Below are 17,485 nucleotides of genomic sequence, written 5' to 3'. Positions count from 1 at the left end.
TCCGATCGCGATGGAAGAAGGTCTGCGCTTCGCAATCCGCGAAGGCGGCCGTACGGTCGGCGCCGGCGTCGTCGCCAAGATCATCGAGTAAGATCGACGATCCGCGGATCCCGACGGGGTCCGCGATTCCCGCGGTACGCGGTCGTACCGTCGAAACCGGGTGTCCAGCTTGCGCTGGCGCCCGGTTTTGTTTTTCCGGCGGCGCGTTGCGTGGGCGAGAAACACCCAACACCGCTCCGGAATTTCGTGTAGAATCGCGGGCTTAGCAGTGGAAGTCCTGTCCGGAACCTGATGCTTCGCTCCCCGCTGGTGTCATGTTTCACGTTCTTTTAGTGTCCGGCGATGCAACATCGCCTCGCTCTTTTCAAGGAATTGTCATGCAGCAACAGAAAATCCGCATTCGCCTGAAGGCATTCGACTATCGTCTGATCGATCAATCGGCTGCCGAAATCGTCGATACCGCGAAGCGGACTGGCGCAATCGTCCGTGGCCCGGTGCCGCTGCCGACGCGCATTCAGCGTTTTGACATCCTGCGTTCGCCGCACGTCAACAAGACGTCGCGCGATCAGCTCGAAATCCGCACCCACCAGCGCCTGATGGACATCGTCGACCCGACGGACAAGACCGTTGACGCGCTGATGAAGCTCGACCTGCCGGCTGGCGTCGACGTGGAAATCAAGCTGCAGTAAGGCTTCCAGCGCCGATCGGCATGCCGGGCGGCGCTAAGTCTTTGTATTGCTTGCGGAAATCGGGAGGTCGGGCTATACTGCTTGGCTTTTCGCGTATTCGCGTAAAAAAGTTGGGCCTTGCGTGCCCGGCATTTTGTAAATCAGCCCCGACCAATCGCAGTCGGGAATGGAGAAAATGATGAGCCTTGGACTCGTAGGTCGCAAGGTTGGCATGACCCGTATCTTCACGGCTGAAGGGGATTCGATTCCCGTCACCGTGCTGGACGTGTCGGACAACCGCGTGACGCAGATCAAGACTGTTGAAACCGACGGCTACACGGCCGTGCAGGTTGCATTCGGCTCCCGCCGCGCATCGCGCGTGACGAAGCCGCTGGCAGGTCATCTCGCCAAAGCCGGTGTCGAAGCCGGTGAAATCCTCAAGGAATTCCGCATTGACGCGGCCAAGGCAGCCGAGCTGTCGAATGGCGCCGTGGTCGGTGCAGATCTTTTCGAAGTGGGCCAGAAGGTCGACGTGCAAGGCGTGTCGATCGGTAAGGGCTACGCCGGTACGATCAAGCGTTACAACTTCTCCTCCGGCCGTGCCACGCACGGTAACTCGCGCTCGCACAACGTGCCGGGCTCGATCGGTATGGCGCAGGATCCGGGTCGTGTTTTCCCGGGTAAACGCATGACGGGTCACATGGGTGACGTGACGGTGACGGTGCAGAACCTCGAAATCGCTCGTATCGACGCAGAGCGCAAGCTGCTGCTCGTGAAGGGTGCGATTCCGGGCGCGAAGGGCGGCAAGGTCTTCGTGACGCCGGCCGTCAAGACCAAGGGGGCGAAATAATGGAACTCAAGCTCCTGAACGAAAATGGTCAGGAAGGTGCAGTGGTCAACGCATCGGACGTCGTGTTCGGTCGTGACTACAACGAAGCGCTGATCCACCAGGTCGTCGTCGCTTACCAGGCGAATGCTCGCCAGGGTAACCGCGCACAGAAGGACCGTGAGCAAGTCAAGCACACGACCAAGAAGCCGTGGCGCCAGAAGGGTACGGGCCGCGCTCGTGCCGGTATGTCGTCGAGCCCGTTGTGGCGTGGCGGTGGTCGTATCTTCCCGAATTCGCCGGAAGAAAACTTCTCGCACAAGGTCAACAAGAAGATGCATCGCGCAGGTCTCTGCTCGATCTTCTCGCAGCTGGCCCGTGAAGGCCGTCTGTCGGTCGTCGAGGACATCATCCTCGAAGCGCCGAAGACCAAGCTGCTGGCCGACAAATTCAAGACCATGGGTCTCGACTCCGTTCTGATCATCACGGACACGGTCGACGAGAACCTGTACCTGGCTTCGCGCAACCTGCCGCACGTGGCGATTGTCGAGCCGCGCTACGCTGACCCGCTGTCGCTGATCTACTTCAAGAAAGTGCTGGTCACGAAGGCTGCGGTCGCCCAGATCGAGGAGTTGCTGTCATGAGCGAGATTCGCAAGAACGATCATCGTTTGATGCAGGTCCTGCTCGCACCGGTGATCTCGGAAAAGGCGACGCTGGTTGCCGACAAGAACGAGCAAGTCGTGTTCGAAGTCGCACCGGATGCCACGAAGCAGGAAGTGAAGGCGGCTGTCGAGCTGCTGTTCAAGGTTGAAGTTGATTCGGTCAACGTGCTGGTTCAGAAGGGCAAGCAAAAGCGCTTCGGCCGTTCGATGGGCCGCCGCAAGGACGTGAAGAAGGCGTACGTTTGCCTGAAGCCCGGCCAGGAAATCAACTTTGAAGCGGAGGCCAAGTAATCATGGCAATCGTTAAAGTTAAGCCGACATCGCCGGGTCGCCGCGCGATGGTCAAGGTGGTCAACAAGAACCTGCACCAGGGCAAGCCGTTCGCGGCACTGCTCGACTCGCAGAGCTCGACCGCCGGCCGTAACAACAACGGTCGTATCACCACGCGTCACAAGGGTGGTGGTCACAAGCAGCACTACCGTATCGTCGATTTCCGTCGCACGAAGGACGGCATCCCGGCAAAGGTCGAACGTCTCGAGTACGACCCGAACCGTAGCGCGAACATCGCGCTGGTGCTCTACGCAGACGGCGAACGTCGCTACATCATCGCCCCGAAGGGTCTGACCGTCGGCCAACAGCTGATGTCGGGTTCGGAAGCGCCGATCCGTGCAGGCAACACGCTGCCGATCCGCAACATTCCGGTCGGTACGACGATCCACTGCATCGAGATGCTGCCGGGCAAGGGCGCGCAAATGGCGCGTTCGGCTGGCACGTCGGCCATGCTGCTGGCACGTGAAGGCGTCTACGCGCAGGTTCGTCTGCGTTCGGGCGAAATCCGCCGCGTGCACATCGAGTGCCGTGCAACGATCGGTGAAGTCGGCAACGAAGAGCATAGCCTGCGCCAGATCGGCAAGGCTGGCGCGAACCGCTGGCGCGGTATCCGCCCGACGGTGCGTGGCGTTGCGATGAACCCGGTCGATCACCCGCACGGTGGTGGTGAGGGCAAGACGGCTGCAGGTCGCGACCCGGTGAGCCCGTGGGGTACGCCGGCTAAGGGTTACCGCACCCGCAGCAACAAGCGCACGACGACGATGATCGTCCAGCGCCGTCACAAGCGTTAAGGAGTAGGCAATGGCACGTTCTGTTAAAAAAGGTCCGTTCTGCGACGCCCATTTGCTGAAGAAAGTTGAGGCGGCTGCAGCTTCGCGCGACAAAAAGCCGATCAAGACCTGGTCGCGTCGCTCGACGATTCTGCCGGATTTCATCGGCCTGACGATCGCTGTTCACAACGGCCGTCAACACGTTCCGGTGTACATCTCGGAAAACATGGTCGGCCACAAGCTTGGCGAGTTCGCACTGACCCGTACGTTCAAGGGTCACGCAGCCGACAAGAAGGCCAAGAAATAAGGGGCAATCAAGATGGAAGTGAAAGCAATTCATCGCGGTGCCCGCATCTCGGCGCAGAAAACGCGCCTTGTGGCTGACCAGATCCGCGGTTTGCCGGTCGACAAGGCGCTGAACGTTCTGACGTTCTCGCCGAAGAAGGCGGCTGGCATCGTGAAGAAGGTTGTGCTGTCGGCAATCGCGAATGCGGAGCACAACGAAGGCGCTGATATCGACGAGCTCAAGATCAAGAGCATCTACGTCGACAAGGCTGCATCGCTCAAGCGTTTCACCGCGCGCGCCAAGGGCCGCGGTAACCGCATCGAGAAGCAATCCTGTCACATCACTGTGACGGTCGGGAATTAAGGAGCCATACGATGGGACAGAAAATTCATCCGACTGGCTTCCGCCTGGCTGTCAGCCGCAATTGGGCTTCGCGTTGGTACGCGAACAACAACAATTTCGCGGCGATGCTGCAGGAAGACATCGGTGTTCGTGAATACCTGAAGAAGAAGCTGAAGAACGCTTCGGTCGGTCGGGTGGTCATCGAGCGTCCGGCGAAGAACGCGCGCATCACGATTTACAGCTCGCGTCCGGGCGTGGTCATCGGCAAGAAGGGCGAGGATATCGAACAGCTGAAGACGGAACTGCAACGCCGCATGGGCGTGCCGGTTCACGTCAACATCGAAGAAATCCGCAAGCCGGAAACCGATGCTCAGCTGATCGCCGACTCGATCACGCAACAGCTCGAGCGCCGGATCATGTTCCGTCGCGCGATGAAGCGTGCGATGCAGAACGCGATGCGTCTGGGTGCCCAAGGCATCAAGATCATGAGCGCAGGCCGTCTGAACGGTATCGAAATCGCTCGTACGGAGTGGTATCGCGAAGGTCGCGTGCCGCTTCACACGCTGCGTGCTGATATCGACTACGCGACTTCGGAAGCGAAGACGACTTACGGGATCATCGGCGTCAAGGTGTGGGTCTACAAGGGCGATACGCTCGGCCGCAACGACGCACCGGTGGTGGAAGAAGTAGCCGAAGACAAGCGTCCGCGTCGCAATGCGCGTCCGGGCGACCGTCGTCCGCGCCGTGACGGCGAAGGCGGCGCTCCGGGTGCTCGTCGTGGCGCACCGCGCCGCGGCGCCGGCAAGCCCGAAGACGGCAAGACTGGAGAATAACGATGCTGCAACCGAAACGCAGAAAGTATCGTAAAGAGCAGAAGGGTCGTAACACCGGCAAGGCGACGCGCGGCAACGCAGTGTCGTTCGGTGAATTCGGCCTGAAGGCGATCGGTCGCGGTCGTTTGACCGCACGTCAGATTGAAGCGGCGCGTCGTGCAATGACGCGTCACATCAAGCGTGGCGGCCGCATCTGGATCCGGATCTTCCCGGACAAGCCGATTTCGCAGAAGCCGGCCGAAGTGCGTATGGGTAACGGTAAGGGTAACCCGGAGTACTACGTCGCCGAGATTCAGCCGGGCAAGATGCTCTATGAAATGGACGGCGTAACCGAAGAACTGGCACGCGAAGCGTTCCGTCTGGCCGCAGCCAAGCTGCCGCTGAAGACGGCATTCATCGTGCGCCAGCTCGGCGCCTAAGGAGAAAACATGAAGGCTTCCGAACTTCTCCAGAAAGACCAGGCCGCGCTCAACAAGGAGCTGGCGGACCTGCTGAAGGCGCAATTCGGCCTGCGCATGCAACTCGCGACCCAGCAGCTCACGAACACGAGCCAGCTGAAGAAGGTTCGTCGCGACATCGCACGTGTGCGGACCGTCATGACTCAGAAGGCGAACCAGAAATGAACGATAGCGTGAAAACCTCGCTGAAGCGGACGCTGGTCGGTCGGGTCGTCAGCAACAAGATGGACAAGACCGTCACCGTGCTGATCGAGCACCGCGTCAAGCATCCGATCTACGGCAAGTATGTCGTGCGTTCGAAGAAGTACCACGCGCACGATGAAGCGAACACCTACAACGAAGGCGATCTCGTCGAAATCCAGGAAACGCGTCCTGTTTCGAAGACGAAGGCCTGGACGGTGTCGCGCCTCGTCGAAGCCGCTCGCGTCATCTAAGCGGGCGGTGCAGTAGGCAGTAACAGGCACTTCGACAAGAAGTGCTTGAAATCGCAAAGTTTTTGCTTGCGGGACCAGGATTATTTGTTATAATCCTGGTCTTCCCTCTTTATGGGAGCCCCGTCGCGGGCGAAATTGGTGGGGGAAGCGGACTGGCGCCAGCCTGTCCGAAAGATTCACCGAATTGCGATGGCGGGTTTCGTTTGCCGTCGCTGCTGTTCCAACCCAAGCAGCCGATTGGCTGACGGGACCAAGACTGACCGAATGCATCATGGTGGTGCATCCGGATTAAGTTGGGAAAGACAAACCATGATCCAGACCGAATCTCGGCTCGAAGTAGCCGACAACACGGGTGCACGTGAAGTCCTGTGCATCAAGGTGCTCGGCGGCTCGAAGCGTCGTTATGCCGGCATTGGCGACATCATCAAGGTGAGCGTCAAAGAGGCAACGCCGCGCGGGCGCGTGAAGAAAGGCGAAATCTACAACGCCGTGGTGGTCCGCACCGCCAAGGGCGTGCGCCGTCAAGACGGCTCGCTGATCAAGTTCGACGGCAACGCCGCTGTGCTTTTGAATAACAAGCTCGAGCCGATCGGCACCCGTATCTTCGGGCCGGTCACGCGTGAGCTGCGTAGCGAACGATTCATGAAGATCGTTTCGCTGGCGCCGGAAGTGCTGTAAGGAGTCGCGATGAACAAGATTCGCAAAGGTGACGAAGTCATCGTCGTCACTGGCAAGGACAAGGGCAAGCGCGGCGTCGTGCTGGCTGTCGGTGCTGAACATGTGACGGTTGAAGGTATCAACCTCGTCAAGAAGCATGTGAAGCCGAACCCGATGAAGGGTACGACGGGCGGCGTGGAAGCGAAGACGATGCCCCTGCATATTTCGAACGTCGCACTGGTCGACGCGAATGGCAAGGCGTCGCGTGTTGGCATCAAGGTCGAGGAAGGCAAGAAGGTTCGCTTCCTGAAGACGACCGGTGCCGTACTGAGCGCCTGACGCAGCGGAGTAAAAAATGGCTCGTTTTCAAGAGTTTTACAAAGAAAAGGTTGTGCCCGGCCTGATCGAGAAGTTCGGTTACAAGTCGGTCATGGAAGTGCCGCGCATCACCAAGATCACGCTGAACATGGGTCTTGGCGAAGCGATCGCTGACAAGAAGATCATCGAGAACGCCGTTGGCGACCTCACGAAGATCGCCGGCCAGAAGCCGGTCGTCACGAAGGCTCGCAAGGCAATCGCAGGCTTCAAGATCCGCCAGGGTTACCCCATCGGCGCGATGGTGACGCTGCGTGGCCAGGCGATGTACGAATTCCTCGACCGTTTCGTGACGGTTGCCCTGCCCCGCGTGCGTGACTTCCGCGGTGTGTCGGGTCGTGCTTTCGATGGCCGTGGCAACTACAACATCGGTGTGAAAGAGCAGATCATTTTCCCCGAAATCGACTACGACAAGATCGACGCACTGCGTGGGCTGAACATCAGCATCACGACGACTGCGAAGACCGACGACGAAGCAAAGGCTCTGCTCGCCAGCTTCAAGTTCCCGTTCAGAAACTGAGGTTACCGTGGCTAAACTGGCACTGATCGAACGTGAAAAGAAGCGCGCCCGCCTGGTCGCGAAGTTCGCAGCAAAGCGCGATGCGCTGAAGGCGATCGTCGAAGACCAAAGCAAGTCGGAAGAAGAGCGCTACGAAGCACGCCTGGAGCTGCAGCAACTGCCCCGCAACGCAAACCCGACCCGCCAGCGTAACCGCTGCGCGATCACGGGCCGTCCGCGTGGCACGTTCCGTAAATTCGGCCTCGCGCGTAACAAGATTCGTGAAATCGCATTCCGTGGCGAGATTCCTGGCCTGACCAAGGCGAGCTGGTAATAGGAGAAACGTAAATGAGCATGAGTGATCCTATCGCCGATATGCTGACTCGCATCCGCAACGCGCAGATGGTCGAGAAGGTATCGGTCGCGATGCCCTCGTCGAAGGTCAAGGTTGCAATCGCGCAAGTCCTCAAGGACGAAGGTTATATCGACGATTTCGCCGTGAAGGCGGAAGGTGCGAAGTCCGAACTGAATATCGCGCTGAAGTACTACGCAGGTCGCCCGGTCATCGAACGCCTCGAGCGCGTGTCGAAGCCTGGTCTGCGCGTGTACCGCGGCCGTAACGACATTCCGCAGGTCATGAACGGCCTCGGTGTGGCAATCGTGTCGACGCCGAAGGGCGTGATGACCGACCGCAAGGCGCGCGCTACCGGCGTCGGCGGCGAAGTCATCTGCTACGTCGCTTAAAGCCGAGGAGAGAGAAACATGTCTCGAGTAGGTAAGAGCCCGATCGCGCTGCAAGGCGCGGAAGTCAAGCTGGCCGACGGTGCAATCACCGTCAAGGGCCCGCTGGGCACCATCACGCAAGCGATCAATCCGCTCGTGAACGTGGCGAACAACGACGGCACGCTGAATCTGTCGCCGGTCGACGAAAGCCGCGAAGCAAATGCACTGTCGGGCACGATGCGCGCGATCATCGCGAATGCCGTGCACGGCGTGACCAAGGGTTTCGAGCGCAAGCTGACGCTGGTTGGCGTCGGTTACCGTGCGCAAGCGCAAGGCGACAAGCTGAACCTGTCGCTGGGTTTCTCGCACCCGGTGGTGCACCAGATGCCGGAAGGCGTCAAGGCTGAAACCCCGACGCAAACCGAAATCGTGATCAAGGGGATCAACAAGCAACAAGTCGGTCAAGTGGCTGCGGAAGTTCGCGGTTACCGTCCGCCGGAGCCCTACAAGGGCAAGGGCGTGCGCTATGCCGACGAGGTTGTGATCCTCAAAGAAACGAAGAAGAAGTAAGGGTGCGCAATCATGGATAAGACTCAATCTCGCCTGCGCCGCGCTCGCCAGACGCGTATCAAGATCGCTGAGCTGCAGGTCGCGCGTCTCGCCGTGCATCGCACGAACACGCACATCTACGCTCAAGTGTTCTCGCCCTGCGGCACCAAGGTGCTCGCCAGCGCGTCGACGCTCGAGGCAGAAGTGCGCGCAGAACTGGCCGACAAGTCGGGCAAGGGCGGCAACGTCAATGCCGCGACGCTGATCGGCAAGCGTATTGCCGAAAAGGCAAAGGCTGCCGGCATCGAATCCGTCGCCTTCGACCGCTCGGGCTTCCGCTACCACGGCCGCGTCAAGGCGCTGGCTGAGGCAGCTCGCGAAGCTGGGCTCAAGTTCTAAGGAAGGAATTCGTCATGGCAAAGATGCAAGCGAAAGTTCAGGCTGACGAGCGCGACGACGGCCTTCGCGAAAAGATGATTTCGGTCAATCGCGTGACCAAGGTCGTGAAGGGTGGCCGTATTCTCGGCTTCGCCGCACTGACCGTGGTTGGCGATGGTGATGGCCGCATCGGTATGGGCAAGGGCAAGGCGAAGGAAGTGCCGGTCGCTGTCCAGAAGGCAATGGAACAAGCTCGCCGCAACATGTTCAAGGTGCCGCTCAAGAACGGCACGCTGCAGCACGAAGTGCACGGCAAGCACGGCGCATCCGCTGTCCTCCTCGCTCCGGCGAAGGCTGGTACGGGCGTGATCGCTGGCGGCCCGATGCGCGCAGTGTTCGACGTGATGGGCGTTCAGAACGTCGTGGCGAAGAGCCACGGTTCGACGAACCCGTACAACCTCGTTCGCGCCACGCTGGACGGCCTGCGCAAGCAGTCCACCCCGGCAGACATCGCGGCGAAGCGCGGCAAGTCCGTCGAAGAAATTTTGGGCTAAGCCCGGGTGGTCACCATGTCTGAAAAAACTGTCAAGGTTCAGCTCGTCAAGAGCCTGATCGGGACCCGCGAATCGCACCGCGCGACCGTGCGTGGCCTGGGCCTGCGCCGACTCAATTCGGTTAGCGAGCTGCAGGACACGCCGGCGGTCCGCGGCATGATCAACAAGGTCTCGTACCTCGTTAAGGTCATCGCGTAAGCGGCCCTACGGATCAAGGAGTTGATATGGAATTGAATAACCTGAAGCCGGCAGCTGGCGCCAAGCACGCCAAGCGTCGCGTCGGTCGTGGCATCGGTTCGGGCCTCGGCAAGACGGCTGGCCGCGGTCACAAGGGTCAGAAATCGCGTTCGGGCGGCTTCCACAAAGTCGGTTTCGAAGGCGGTCAGATGCCGCTGCAACGTCGCCTGCCGAAGCGCGGCTTCACGTCGCTGACGAAGGAATTCGTCGGTGAAGTGCGCCTGGGCGACCTCGAGAAGCTGCCGGTCGACGAGATCGATCTGCTCGCACTGAAGCAAGCCGGCCTGGTCGGCGAGCTGACGAAGAGCGCAAAGATCATCGCGACGGGCGAACTGAAGCGCAAGATCGTCGTGAAGGGTCTCGGTGCCACCAAGGGTGCGCGCGCTGCGATCGAAGCGGCTGGCGGTTCGTTCGCCGAGTGACACGCGTAGCGCGTCGTCACTTGCATTCATCGGAGAAGGTACTTGGCTAACAGCCCGAGTCTTGCAAAACCCGGTCGAAGCACGGCGAAATTCGGCGATCTGCGCCGGCGAGCGATGTTCCTGCTCCTGGCGCTGATCGTCTATCGCATCGGCGCGCACATCCCCGTGCCGGGCATCGATCCGGATCAACTGGCCAAGCTGTTCCAGAGCCAGGCGGGCGGCATCCTGGGCATGTTCAACATGTTCTCGGGTGGCGCGCTGTCCCGCTTCACGATCTTTGCGCTGGGGATCATGCCGTACATCTCGGCGTCGATCATCATGCAGTTGCTGGCGATCGTCTCGCCGCAGCTCGAGGCGCTGAAGAAGGAAGGGCAGGCAGGGCAACGGAAGATCACGCAGTACACGCGGTATTTCACCGTGGTGCTCGCGACCTTCCAGGCATTCGGTATCGCGGCTGCGCTGGAAAACCAGCCGGGCCTCGTCACCGATCCCGGCACGCTGTTCCGTCTGACGACGGTCGTGACGCTGGTGACGGGCACGATGTTCCTGATGTGGCTCGGCGAGCAGATTACCGAGCGTGGTCTGGGCAACGGTATCTCGATCATCATCTTCGGCGGGATCGCAGCAGGGTTCCCGAATGCCGTGGGCGGGTTGTTCGAGCTGGTGCGTACGGGTTCGATGAGCATCATTTCGGCGATCATCATCGTCGTTCTGATCGCCGCGGTGACTTACCTGGTCGTGTTCATCGAACGCGGTCAGCGCAAGATCCTCGTGAACTACGCGAAGCGCCAGGTCGGCAACAAGATCTACGGTGGGCAGTCGTCGCATCTGCCGCTGAAGCTGAACATGTCGGGCGTGATTCCGCCGATCTTTGCATCGTCGATCATTCTGTTCCCGGCAACGATTCTCGGCTGGTTCAGTACCGGTCAGCCGACGGGAAGCTGGATTTCCAATACGTTGCATAACGTTGCGGAAGCGCTGAAGCCGGGCCAGCCGGTCTATGTGCTGCTGTACACGCTGGCAATCGTGTTTTTCTGCTTCTTCTACACCGCACTGGTGTTCAACAGCAGGGAGACCGCGGACAACCTGAAGAAGAGCGGCGCGTTTGTTCCGGGCATTCGTCCGGGCGATCAGACCGCACGATATATCGACCGCATCCTCACGCGTCTGACGCTGGCCGGTGCGATCTACATCGTCTTCGTGTGTCTGCTGCCGGAATTCCTGGTGCTGCGCTGGAACGTGCCGTTTTATTTTGGTGGAACGTCGCTGCTGATCATTGTCGTCGTCACGATGGACTTTATGGCGCAGGTGCAGTCGTACGTTATGTCGCAACAGTATGAGTCTCTGCTCAAGAAGGCAAACTTCAAGGGCGGCAACATCCCGATGCGTTGAAAGGACTATGGCCAAAGACGATGTAATCCAGATGCAGGGTGAGGTGATTGAAAACCTCCCGAATGCGACCTTCCGTGTGAAGCTGGAAAACGGCCATGTCGTGTTGGGGCATATTTCCGGAAAGATGCGGATGCACTACATCCGCATTCTGCCCGGCGACAAGGTGACGGTTGAGTTGACGCCTTACGATCTGTCTCGTGCGCGGATCGTGTTCCGGGCGAAGTGATTTGAAAAAAGGGTATTATCATGAAAGTGATGGCATCGGTTAAGCGCATTTGCCGCAATTGCAAGATCATCAAGCGCAAAGGCGTCGTTCGCGTGATCTGCAGCTCGGATCCGCGCCACAAGCAGCGCCAAGGCTGACCGCGCGTTTGTTTGCGCTTTTTGTTTGAGGAAAAACAATGGCTCGTATCGCAGGGGTTAACATCCCGAATCACCAGCACACCGAGATCGGCCTGACGGCTATCTTTGGTGTCGGCCGCACCCGTTCGCGCAGCATCTGCGTGGCAGCTGGCGTCGATTTTTCGAAGAAGGTCAAGGATCTGACCGACGCAGACCTGGAAAAGCTGCGTGAAGAAGTAGGCAAGTTTGTCGTCGAAGGCGATCTGCGCCGTGAAGTGACGATGAACATCAAGCGCCTGATGGACCTCGGTTGCTACCGTGGCGTCCGTCATCGCAAGGGCCTGCCGATGCGCGGTCAGCGTACGCGTACGAACGCACGTACCCGCAAGGGTCCGCGTCGTGCAGCGCAAGCGCTGAAGAAGTAAGCGGAACTGACAGTTACAGGAAAACGTAATGGCTAAGGCTTCGAACACCGCGGCGCAACGCGTTCGCAAGAAGGTTAAGAAGAACGTCGCTGAAGGCGTGGTTCACGTTCACGCGTCGTTCAACAACACGATCATCACGATCACCGATCGCCAAGGCAACGCTCTGGCATGGGCGACGTCGGGCGGTCAGGGCTTCAAGGGCTCGCGCAAATCGACGCCGTTCGCTGCTCAGGTCGCAGCCGAGTCGGCTGGCCGCGTCGCGATGGAATACGGCGTGAAGAATCTGGAAGTGCGGATCAAGGGCCCGGGCCCGGGTCGCGAGTCGGCAGTGCGCGCACTGCACGGCCTCGGCATCAAGATCACCGCGATTTCGGACGTCACCCCGATTCCGCACAACGGCTGCCGCCCGCCGAAGCGTCGTCGTATCTAAGGATGTGCTGGCACGTTCGTGCTAGCGCATTGCCTGTCGCCGCTCAGCGTCGACGGGCGTTGCTTTTTTGATTGACTAAGCCCACCGTTCGCCCCAAAGGGAGCGGACTAGCGCGGATTTCGATCCGCGTGACTGATTGATAAAGGAATGCAAAGTGGCACGTTATATCGGCCCCAAAGCCAAGCTGTCCCGCCGTGAAGGCACCGACCTGTTCCTGAAGAGCGCACGCCGCTCGCTCGCCGACAAGTGCAAGCTCGACAGCAAGCCGGGTCAGCACGGCCGTACCTCGGGCGCACGTACGTCCGACTACGGTACGCAGCTGCGCGAAAAGCAGAAGGTCAAGCGTATCTACGGCGTGCTGGAACGTCAGTTCCGTCGCTACTTCGCTGAAGCCGATCGCCGCAAGGGCAACACGGGTGAAAACCTGCTGCAACTGCTCGAGTCGCGCCTCGACAACGTCGTGTATCGCATGGGCTTCGGCTCGACCCGCGCTGAAGCGCGTCAGCTGGTGAGCCACAAGTCGATCACCGTGAACGGCGTCGTCGCAAACGTCCCGTCGCAGCAAGTGAAGGCGGGTGACGTCGTCGCGATCCGCGAAAAGGCGAAGAAGCAGGCGCGTATCGTCGAAGCGCTGTCGCTGGCCGAGCAAGGCGGCATGCCGAGCTGGGTTGCAGTCGATGCGAAGAAGTTCGAAGGCACGTTCAAGCAAATGCCGGAACGCGCTGAAATCGCAGGCGACATCAACGAAAGCCTGATCGTCGAATTGTATTCGCGTTAATCCGATTGACGGCCGAGGTACCCCGATTGCGTTGCGCAAGGAGGGGCCTCGGCTGTTTATTTTCTGGTTGTTACCGGTCAGCCTTATCGGTGTAACGAGCCGAGGGTATTGAAAAGGAAAGCCCATGCAAACCAGTTTGCTGAAACCCAAGATCATCGCCGTGGAATCGCTGGGCGAGAACCACGCGAGGGTGGTCATGGAACCGTTCGAACGCGGTTACGGCCACACCTTGGGCAATGCGCTTCGCCGCGTGCTGCTGTCGTCGATGGTGGGCTACGCGCCGACCGAAGTCACGATCGCAGGCGTGGTGCACGAGTACTCGACGCTGGATGGCGTGCAGGAAGACGTCGTTAACCTGCTGCTGAACCTGAAGGGCGTAGTGTTCAAGCTGCATAACCGTGACGAAGTGACGGTTACGCTGCGCAAGGAAGGTGAAGGCGTCGTGACGGCCGGCGATATCGAGCTGGCTCACGATTGCGAAGTCATCAACCCGAATCACGTGATTGCGCATCTGTCGAAGGGCGGCAAGCTCGACGTTCAGATCAAGATCGAAAAGGGTCGCGGCTATGTGCCCGGCAACGTCCGTCGCTACGGCGAAGACACGGCCAAGATCATCGGCCGCATCGTCCTCGACGCATCGTTCTCGCCGGTTCGCCGCGTGAGCTATGCGGTTGAAAGCGCACGGGTCGAGCAGCGTACCGACCTCGACAAGCTCGTGATGAACATCGAGACGAGCGGCGTGATCACGCCGGAAGAAGCGATCCGCCAGTCGGCCCGCATCCTGGTCGACCAGCTGTCCGTGTTCGCGGCGCTGGAAGGCACGGAAACGGCAGCCGAAGCGCCGTCGCGCGCACCGCAGATCGATCCGATCCTGCTGCGTCCGGTGGACGATCTCGAGCTGACGGTTCGTTCGGCGAACTGCCTGAAGGCCGAGAACATCTACTACATCGGCGATCTGATCCAGCGCACGGAAAACGAGCTGCTGAAGACGCCGAACCTCGGTCGCAAGTCGCTCAACGAGATCAAGGAAGTGCTCGCTTCGCGCGGTCTCACGCTGGGCATGAAGCTCGAGAACTGGCCGCCGGCTGGTCTCGACAAGTAAGCCCGGTTGTAGCCTGGCTATCGCTGTAGTTGGCAAAGATGCGGATTTTCCTTTAAAATCCGCATCTTGCTTTTTTTCGTTACCGGCCCGTGCACCCTTCGAGGTGCGATAGAAGAGCTGGACCAAAACTTTGAATCAAGGAAACTGAAATGCGCCATCGTCATGGTCTGCGGAAACTGAACCGCACGAGCAGCCACCGTCTGGCTATGCTCCGTAACATGTCCAACTCGCTGATCGAGCACGAAGTCATCAAGACGACGCTGCCGAAGGCGAAGGAACTCCGTAAAGTCGTCGAGCCGCTGATCACGCTCGGCAAGAAGCCGTCGCTGGCAAACCGTCGCCTGGCGTTCAACCGCCTGCGCGATCGTGACTCGGTCGCGAAGCTGTTCGACGTGCTCGGTCCGCGTTTCGCGAACCGTCCGGGCGGCTACCTGCGCGTGCTGAAGTTCGGCTTCCGCGTGGGCGACAACGCACCGATGGCACTGGTCGAACTGCTCGACCGTCCGGAAGTCGACGAAACGGAAAACGTGCAAGAAGCCGAGTAAGCTTCTGGTACGCAGCAGTATCCGAAAGGGGCCGAGCAATTGCTTGGCCCTTTTTGTTTTTCGAGATGCCGGCTGCGATCGATTGTCGCAGGCCGGTGCCGGCAGCGTCGCGCGGGCTGCGCTACGATACGGGCAACCGGTGCGGTCCCTGAACGGGTAACCGGCAGCCGGCAGGAGCCTGCAGACCAGCGAGGAGGGCGCGGATGATAGTGGTGCTGATGCTGACGACGGTACCCGATGCGGCGACGGCCGAGGCGCTCGTCGACGGCGCGCTCGGCGCGCGGCTTGCCGCGTGCGTGTCGGAGCTCGGCACGATCAAGTCGCGCTATCACTGGCAGGGCAAGGTCGAAACGGCCGACGAGATCCAGTTGCTGTTCAAGACGAGCCCGGTCCGGGCGCTCGAACTGGAGCGATTTATTCTCGCGCATCATCCTTACGAGACGCCCGAAATCGTCTCGTGGCAGACGACGGCATCGGCCGCGTATGGCCAATGGGTGACCAGCGAAACTCAACGTCTATTTCATGTTTAACGGTATGGCGCTTTCGGTGCGCGTGCGCGCGCTGCGGTTTCTTGCGGTCCTGTTGTCGTTCGTGCTCGTGCTGGGCGGCCTGTCCGCCGCGCGCGCGGCCGACGATTTCCTCGATCCGTCGGTTGCGTTCAAGTTCAGCGCGAGCGAATCGCCGGGACAGGTGGACGTCCGCTTCAAGATCGCCAACGGCTATTACATGTACCGCGAGCGGTTCGCGTTCGCGGTGAAGAGCGGCCAGGCCACGCTCGGCGAGCCGCAATACCCGGCCGGCCACGTGAAGTTCGACCAGACGTTCCAGAAGAACGTCGAGACCTATCGCGATGAAGTCGTCGTGCACGTGCCGGTGAAGCAGGCGGCCGGGCCGTTCGAGCTCGCGGTGACGTCGCAAGGATGTGCGGACGAAGGGATCTGCTATCCGCCGGCCGAGCACGTGATGAAGGTCGATGGCGCCGCGCTCGGCGCCGCCTCGTCGTCCGGCGACACGGCTGCCGCGGGCAGCTGGTTCGACAAGGTCACGAGCGCCGATTTCGCGCAGTCGCTGCTCGAAGGGCACGGCTTCTTCACGATCGTCGCGCTCTACTTCGTCGCGGGTGTCGTGCTGAGCCTTCTGCCGTGTTCGTACCCGATGATTCCGATTGTGTCCGCGATCATCATCGGCCAGGGCACGCGCGCGACGCATGCACGCGGCTTCGCGTTGTCGCTGACCTACGTGGTCGGCATGGCGCTGGTCTACACGGTGCTCGGCATCGCGGCCGCGCTGGTCGGCCAGAGCCTCGGCGCATGGTTGCAGAACGCGTGGGTGCTCGGCGCGTTCGGCGTGCTGCTGAGCGCGTTCGCGGTGTCGCTGATCTCGGGCAGGGACATCGCGCTGCCGGAGCGCTGGCAGAACGGCGCGGCCGAGGCCTCGAGCGCGCGCCAGGGCGGCCACTTCATCGCGGTTGCGGCGATGGGCGCGTTGTCGGCGCTGGTCGTCGGCGCATGCATGACGGCGCCGCTGTTCGCGGTGCTCGCTTTCATCGCGCACACCGGCAACGCGTTGCTCGGCGGCGCGGCGCTATTCGCGATGGGGCTGGGGCTCGGCGTGCCGCTGCTGGTCGTCGGCGTCGGGGCCGGGACGGTGCTGCCGCGCGCAGGCGCGTGGATGGACGGCGTGAAGGTGTTCTTCGGCATCGTGCTGCTCGCGGCCGCGTTGTGGATCGTGTGGCCGGTGCTCGCGGGCGGGCTGAAGATGGTGCTCGCGGCGTTGTGGCTGCTGATCGCGGCTGCGGCGCTCGGGTTGTTCACGCCGAATGCCGGCGCCGCGTCGATCTGGCGCCGCCTGGGCCGCGGCGTCGGCGCCGCGCTCGCGATCTGGGCCGCGACGCTGCTCGTCGGCCTGGCTGCGGGCTCGACCGATCCCGTCAAGCCGCTGGCCGTGCTGGCGGCGCGTACGGTGGCGTCCGGCGGCGCGGCGACGGCCGGCGCGGCTGCCGCGCAGGACGGCCCCGCGTTCGCCCCGGTGCGCTCCAGCGGCGAACTCGACGCGCTGCTGAAGACGTCGGGCCAGCCGGTGATGCTCGACTTCTACGCCGACTGGTGCGTGAGCTGCAAGGAGATGGAGCATCTGACGTTCACCGACGCGCGCGTGCAGGCACGGCTCGCGCAGCTTCACCTCGTGCGCGCGGACGTCACCGCGAACAATCCGGACGATCAGGCGCTGCTCAAGCGCTTCAACCTGTTCGGGCCGCCGGGCATCATCTTCTTCGATCGCCACGGCCGCGAGATCGGCCGCGTGGTCGGCTATCAGGCGGCCGACACGTTCCTGCGCAGCCTCGATCGGGCGGCCGTTCCGACGGTCTGACGGCGGCCGGCTGCGGCGAGCCGGCGAACGGAAGATTCGGGGCTGACTGACGGTCTCGATCGACGGTAAACAAAAAACGGCGGAACACCGAGGTGT

General features: G+C 61.1%; 31 protein-coding genes and 1 pseudogene. All 32 read left to right on the top strand.

Features of this window, described 5'->3' with window-relative positions; genetic code table 11:
* Positions 1–91: pseudogene (locus HWX14_RS35050) on the top strand (elongation factor Tu); the annotation flags it as partial.
* Between the two features lie 286 nt (positions 92–377).
* Complete coding sequence (rpsJ, locus tag HWX14_RS35045; protein ID WP_004199280.1) at positions 378–689, top strand: 30S ribosomal protein S10; 312 nt, start codon at positions 378–380, stop codon at positions 687–689.
* Positions 690–867: 178 nt separating this feature from the next.
* A complete protein-coding gene (rplC, locus tag HWX14_RS35040; protein ID WP_006482922.1) occupies positions 868–1,518 on the top strand; it encodes a 50S ribosomal protein L3 in 651 nt (216 codons plus the stop codon).
* Positions 1,518–2,138 carry a 50S ribosomal protein L4 gene (rplD, locus tag HWX14_RS35035; RefSeq protein ID WP_006477192.1) on the top strand — a complete coding sequence of 207 codons (621 nt, stop codon included), beginning with the start codon at positions 1,518–1,520 and terminating at the stop codon, positions 2,136–2,138. Before rplC ends, rplD begins: the two co-directional genes overlap by 1 nt.
* Positions 2,135–2,449 carry a 50S ribosomal protein L23 gene (gene rplW, locus HWX14_RS35030; protein WP_004199275.1) on the top strand — a complete coding sequence of 105 codons (315 nt, stop codon included), beginning with the start codon at positions 2,135–2,137 and terminating at the stop codon, positions 2,447–2,449. Before rplD ends, rplW begins: the two co-directional genes overlap by 4 nt.
* Before the next feature lie 2 nt (positions 2,450–2,451).
* Complete coding sequence (gene rplB, locus HWX14_RS35025; protein WP_006482900.1) at positions 2,452–3,279, top strand: 50S ribosomal protein L2; 828 nt, start codon at positions 2,452–2,454, stop codon at positions 3,277–3,279.
* Positions 3,280–3,289: 10 nt separating this feature from the next.
* Positions 3,290–3,565 (top strand): 30S ribosomal protein S19, encoded by a 276-nt coding sequence (gene rpsS, locus HWX14_RS35020; RefSeq protein ID WP_004199273.1) that lies wholly within the window; start codon positions 3,290–3,292, stop codon positions 3,563–3,565.
* A 12-nt stretch (positions 3,566–3,577) separates the two neighbouring features.
* Positions 3,578–3,907 (top strand): 50S ribosomal protein L22, encoded by a 330-nt coding sequence (gene rplV, locus HWX14_RS35015; protein WP_004199272.1) that lies wholly within the window; start codon positions 3,578–3,580, stop codon positions 3,905–3,907.
* A gap of 11 nt (positions 3,908–3,918) precedes the next feature.
* Positions 3,919–4,719: a 30S ribosomal protein S3 gene (gene rpsC, locus HWX14_RS35010; RefSeq protein WP_006482899.1), complete on the top strand. Its 801-nt coding sequence runs from the start codon at positions 3,919–3,921 to the stop codon at positions 4,717–4,719.
* Positions 4,720–4,721: 2 nt separating this feature from the next.
* Positions 4,722–5,138, top strand: coding sequence for a 50S ribosomal protein L16 (gene rplP / locus HWX14_RS35005; protein ID WP_006482873.1), 417 nt, complete (start codon positions 4,722–4,724; stop codon positions 5,136–5,138).
* Positions 5,139–5,147: 9 nt separating this feature from the next.
* Complete coding sequence (gene rpmC / locus HWX14_RS35000) at positions 5,148–5,342, top strand: 50S ribosomal protein L29 (protein WP_006400652.1); 195 nt, start codon at positions 5,148–5,150, stop codon at positions 5,340–5,342.
* Complete coding sequence (rpsQ, locus tag HWX14_RS34995) at positions 5,339–5,611, top strand: 30S ribosomal protein S17 (protein ID WP_006477189.1); 273 nt, start codon at positions 5,339–5,341, stop codon at positions 5,609–5,611. The genes rpmC and rpsQ overlap by 4 nt, the downstream gene beginning before the upstream one ends.
* 309 nt (positions 5,612–5,920) lie before the next feature.
* Entirely contained in the window at positions 5,921–6,289 is a 369-nt protein-coding gene (gene rplN / locus HWX14_RS34990) for a 50S ribosomal protein L14 (protein WP_006482918.1), read from the top strand.
* 9 nt (positions 6,290–6,298) lie between these two features.
* On the top strand, positions 6,299–6,607 hold the full coding sequence (gene rplX, locus HWX14_RS34985) for a 50S ribosomal protein L24 (protein WP_006477187.1): 309 nt from the start codon (positions 6,299–6,301) through the stop codon (positions 6,605–6,607).
* Positions 6,608–6,623: 16 nt separating this feature from the next.
* Positions 6,624–7,163, top strand: coding sequence for a 50S ribosomal protein L5 (gene rplE / locus HWX14_RS34980; RefSeq protein ID WP_006477186.1), 540 nt, complete (start codon positions 6,624–6,626; stop codon positions 7,161–7,163).
* Between the two features lie 7 nt (positions 7,164–7,170).
* Positions 7,171–7,476, top strand: a complete 306-nt coding sequence (gene rpsN / locus HWX14_RS34975; RefSeq protein ID WP_011350676.1) for a 30S ribosomal protein S14 — start codon at positions 7,171–7,173, stop codon at positions 7,474–7,476.
* Positions 7,477–7,490: 14 nt separating this feature from the next.
* Complete coding sequence (gene rpsH / locus HWX14_RS34970; protein ID WP_006477185.1) at positions 7,491–7,886, top strand: 30S ribosomal protein S8; 396 nt, start codon at positions 7,491–7,493, stop codon at positions 7,884–7,886.
* Between the two features lie 18 nt (positions 7,887–7,904).
* Positions 7,905–8,435, top strand: coding sequence for a 50S ribosomal protein L6 (gene rplF, locus HWX14_RS34965; RefSeq protein WP_006477184.1), 531 nt, complete (start codon positions 7,905–7,907; stop codon positions 8,433–8,435).
* Positions 8,436–8,447: 12 nt separating this feature from the next.
* On the top strand, positions 8,448–8,813 hold the full coding sequence (gene rplR, locus HWX14_RS34960) for a 50S ribosomal protein L18 (protein WP_006477183.1): 366 nt from the start codon (positions 8,448–8,450) through the stop codon (positions 8,811–8,813).
* Between the two features lie 14 nt (positions 8,814–8,827).
* Complete coding sequence (rpsE, locus tag HWX14_RS34955; RefSeq protein WP_006482895.1) at positions 8,828–9,346, top strand: 30S ribosomal protein S5; 519 nt, start codon at positions 8,828–8,830, stop codon at positions 9,344–9,346.
* Positions 9,347–9,361: 15 nt separating this feature from the next.
* Positions 9,362–9,544, top strand: coding sequence for a 50S ribosomal protein L30 (gene rpmD / locus HWX14_RS34950; protein WP_006400644.1), 183 nt, complete (start codon positions 9,362–9,364; stop codon positions 9,542–9,544).
* 26 nt (positions 9,545–9,570) lie between these two features.
* On the top strand, positions 9,571–10,005 hold the full coding sequence (gene rplO / locus HWX14_RS34945; protein WP_006482880.1) for a 50S ribosomal protein L15: 435 nt from the start codon (positions 9,571–9,573) through the stop codon (positions 10,003–10,005).
* A 42-nt stretch (positions 10,006–10,047) separates the two neighbouring features.
* Positions 10,048–11,397 carry a preprotein translocase subunit SecY gene (gene secY / locus HWX14_RS34940; protein ID WP_050013167.1) on the top strand — a complete coding sequence of 450 codons (1,350 nt, stop codon included), beginning with the start codon at positions 10,048–10,050 and terminating at the stop codon, positions 11,395–11,397.
* Between the two features lie 7 nt (positions 11,398–11,404).
* Entirely contained in the window at positions 11,405–11,623 is a 219-nt protein-coding gene (gene infA / locus HWX14_RS34935) for a translation initiation factor IF-1 (protein WP_004521905.1), read from the top strand.
* A 20-nt stretch (positions 11,624–11,643) separates the two neighbouring features.
* A complete protein-coding gene (gene rpmJ, locus HWX14_RS34930) occupies positions 11,644–11,760 on the top strand; it encodes a 50S ribosomal protein L36 (RefSeq protein ID WP_004199844.1) in 117 nt (38 codons plus the stop codon).
* A gap of 38 nt (positions 11,761–11,798) precedes the next feature.
* Positions 11,799–12,164, top strand: coding sequence for a 30S ribosomal protein S13 (gene rpsM / locus HWX14_RS34925; RefSeq protein ID WP_006477178.1), 366 nt, complete (start codon positions 11,799–11,801; stop codon positions 12,162–12,164).
* Between the two features lie 28 nt (positions 12,165–12,192).
* Positions 12,193–12,594, top strand: a complete 402-nt coding sequence (rpsK, locus tag HWX14_RS34920; protein ID WP_004197937.1) for a 30S ribosomal protein S11 — start codon at positions 12,193–12,195, stop codon at positions 12,592–12,594.
* Between the two features lie 154 nt (positions 12,595–12,748).
* Complete coding sequence (rpsD, locus tag HWX14_RS34915; protein WP_006477177.1) at positions 12,749–13,372, top strand: 30S ribosomal protein S4; 624 nt, start codon at positions 12,749–12,751, stop codon at positions 13,370–13,372.
* A 124-nt stretch (positions 13,373–13,496) separates the two neighbouring features.
* Positions 13,497–14,474 (top strand): DNA-directed RNA polymerase subunit alpha, encoded by a 978-nt coding sequence (gene rpoA, locus HWX14_RS34910; protein ID WP_006477176.1) that lies wholly within the window; start codon positions 13,497–13,499, stop codon positions 14,472–14,474.
* Between the two features lie 149 nt (positions 14,475–14,623).
* Complete coding sequence (gene rplQ, locus HWX14_RS34905) at positions 14,624–15,019, top strand: 50S ribosomal protein L17 (RefSeq protein ID WP_006477175.1); 396 nt, start codon at positions 14,624–14,626, stop codon at positions 15,017–15,019.
* A 203-nt stretch (positions 15,020–15,222) separates the two neighbouring features.
* Positions 15,223–15,549 carry a divalent-cation tolerance protein CutA gene (gene cutA / locus HWX14_RS34900; protein ID WP_175886618.1) on the top strand — a complete coding sequence of 109 codons (327 nt, stop codon included), beginning with the start codon at positions 15,223–15,225 and terminating at the stop codon, positions 15,547–15,549.
* Positions 15,542–17,389, top strand: a complete 1,848-nt coding sequence (gene dsbD / locus HWX14_RS34895; protein WP_175886617.1) for a protein-disulfide reductase DsbD — start codon at positions 15,542–15,544, stop codon at positions 17,387–17,389. The genes cutA and dsbD overlap by 8 nt, the downstream gene beginning before the upstream one ends.
* Positions 17,390–17,485: the final 96 nt, after the last annotated feature.

Source organism: Burkholderia sp. BCC0044 (assembly GCF_902832955.1).
GTDB lineage: Bacteria > Pseudomonadota > Gammaproteobacteria > Burkholderiales > Burkholderiaceae > Burkholderia.
The sequence above is the reverse complement of the archived record's forward strand: the minus strand, read 5'-3'. Positions and strand labels throughout refer to the sequence as shown.

Excerpts from the sequence above, each read along its gene's own strand:
- rpsJ (WP_004199280.1), top strand. The coding sequence starts at position 378 with ATGCAGCAACAGAAAATCCGCATTCGCCTGAAGGCATTCGACTATCGT.
- rplC (WP_006482922.1), top strand. The coding sequence starts at position 868 with ATGAGCCTTGGACTCGTAGGTCGCAAGGTTGGCATGACCCGTATCTTC.
- rplD (WP_006477192.1), top strand. The coding sequence starts at position 1,518 with ATGGAACTCAAGCTCCTGAACGAAAATGGTCAGGAAGGTGCAGTGGTC.
- rplW (WP_004199275.1), top strand. The coding sequence starts at position 2,135 with ATGAGCGAGATTCGCAAGAACGATCATCGTTTGATGCAGGTCCTGCTC.
- rplB (WP_006482900.1), top strand. The coding sequence starts at position 2,452 with ATGGCAATCGTTAAAGTTAAGCCGACATCGCCGGGTCGCCGCGCGATG.
- rpsS (WP_004199273.1), top strand. The coding sequence starts at position 3,290 with ATGGCACGTTCTGTTAAAAAAGGTCCGTTCTGCGACGCCCATTTGCTG.
- rplV (WP_004199272.1), top strand. The coding sequence starts at position 3,578 with ATGGAAGTGAAAGCAATTCATCGCGGTGCCCGCATCTCGGCGCAGAAA.
- rpsC (WP_006482899.1), top strand. The coding sequence starts at position 3,919 with ATGGGACAGAAAATTCATCCGACTGGCTTCCGCCTGGCTGTCAGCCGC.
- rplP (WP_006482873.1), top strand. The coding sequence starts at position 4,722 with ATGCTGCAACCGAAACGCAGAAAGTATCGTAAAGAGCAGAAGGGTCGT.
- rpmC (WP_006400652.1), top strand. The coding sequence starts at position 5,148 with ATGAAGGCTTCCGAACTTCTCCAGAAAGACCAGGCCGCGCTCAACAAG.
- rpsQ (WP_006477189.1), top strand. The coding sequence starts at position 5,339 with ATGAACGATAGCGTGAAAACCTCGCTGAAGCGGACGCTGGTCGGTCGG.
- rplN (WP_006482918.1), top strand. The coding sequence starts at position 5,921 with ATGATCCAGACCGAATCTCGGCTCGAAGTAGCCGACAACACGGGTGCA.
- rplX (WP_006477187.1), top strand. The coding sequence starts at position 6,299 with ATGAACAAGATTCGCAAAGGTGACGAAGTCATCGTCGTCACTGGCAAG.
- rplE (WP_006477186.1), top strand. The coding sequence starts at position 6,624 with ATGGCTCGTTTTCAAGAGTTTTACAAAGAAAAGGTTGTGCCCGGCCTG.
- rpsH (WP_006477185.1), top strand. The coding sequence starts at position 7,491 with ATGAGCATGAGTGATCCTATCGCCGATATGCTGACTCGCATCCGCAAC.
- rplF (WP_006477184.1), top strand. The coding sequence starts at position 7,905 with ATGTCTCGAGTAGGTAAGAGCCCGATCGCGCTGCAAGGCGCGGAAGTC.
- rplR (WP_006477183.1), top strand. The coding sequence starts at position 8,448 with ATGGATAAGACTCAATCTCGCCTGCGCCGCGCTCGCCAGACGCGTATC.
- rpsE (WP_006482895.1), top strand. The coding sequence starts at position 8,828 with ATGGCAAAGATGCAAGCGAAAGTTCAGGCTGACGAGCGCGACGACGGC.
- rpmD (WP_006400644.1), top strand. The coding sequence starts at position 9,362 with ATGTCTGAAAAAACTGTCAAGGTTCAGCTCGTCAAGAGCCTGATCGGG.
- rplO (WP_006482880.1), top strand. The coding sequence starts at position 9,571 with ATGGAATTGAATAACCTGAAGCCGGCAGCTGGCGCCAAGCACGCCAAG.
- infA (WP_004521905.1), top strand. The coding sequence starts at position 11,405 with ATGGCCAAAGACGATGTAATCCAGATGCAGGGTGAGGTGATTGAAAAC.
- rpmJ (WP_004199844.1), top strand. The coding sequence starts at position 11,644 with ATGAAAGTGATGGCATCGGTTAAGCGCATTTGCCGCAATTGCAAGATC.
- rpsM (WP_006477178.1), top strand. The coding sequence starts at position 11,799 with ATGGCTCGTATCGCAGGGGTTAACATCCCGAATCACCAGCACACCGAG.
- rpsK (WP_004197937.1), top strand. The coding sequence starts at position 12,193 with ATGGCTAAGGCTTCGAACACCGCGGCGCAACGCGTTCGCAAGAAGGTT.
- rpoA (WP_006477176.1), top strand. The coding sequence starts at position 13,497 with ATGCAAACCAGTTTGCTGAAACCCAAGATCATCGCCGTGGAATCGCTG.
- rplQ (WP_006477175.1), top strand. The coding sequence starts at position 14,624 with ATGCGCCATCGTCATGGTCTGCGGAAACTGAACCGCACGAGCAGCCAC.
- cutA (WP_175886618.1), top strand. The coding sequence starts at position 15,223 with ATGATAGTGGTGCTGATGCTGACGACGGTACCCGATGCGGCGACGGCC.
- dsbD (WP_175886617.1), top strand. The coding sequence starts at position 15,542 with ATGTTTAACGGTATGGCGCTTTCGGTGCGCGTGCGCGCGCTGCGGTTT.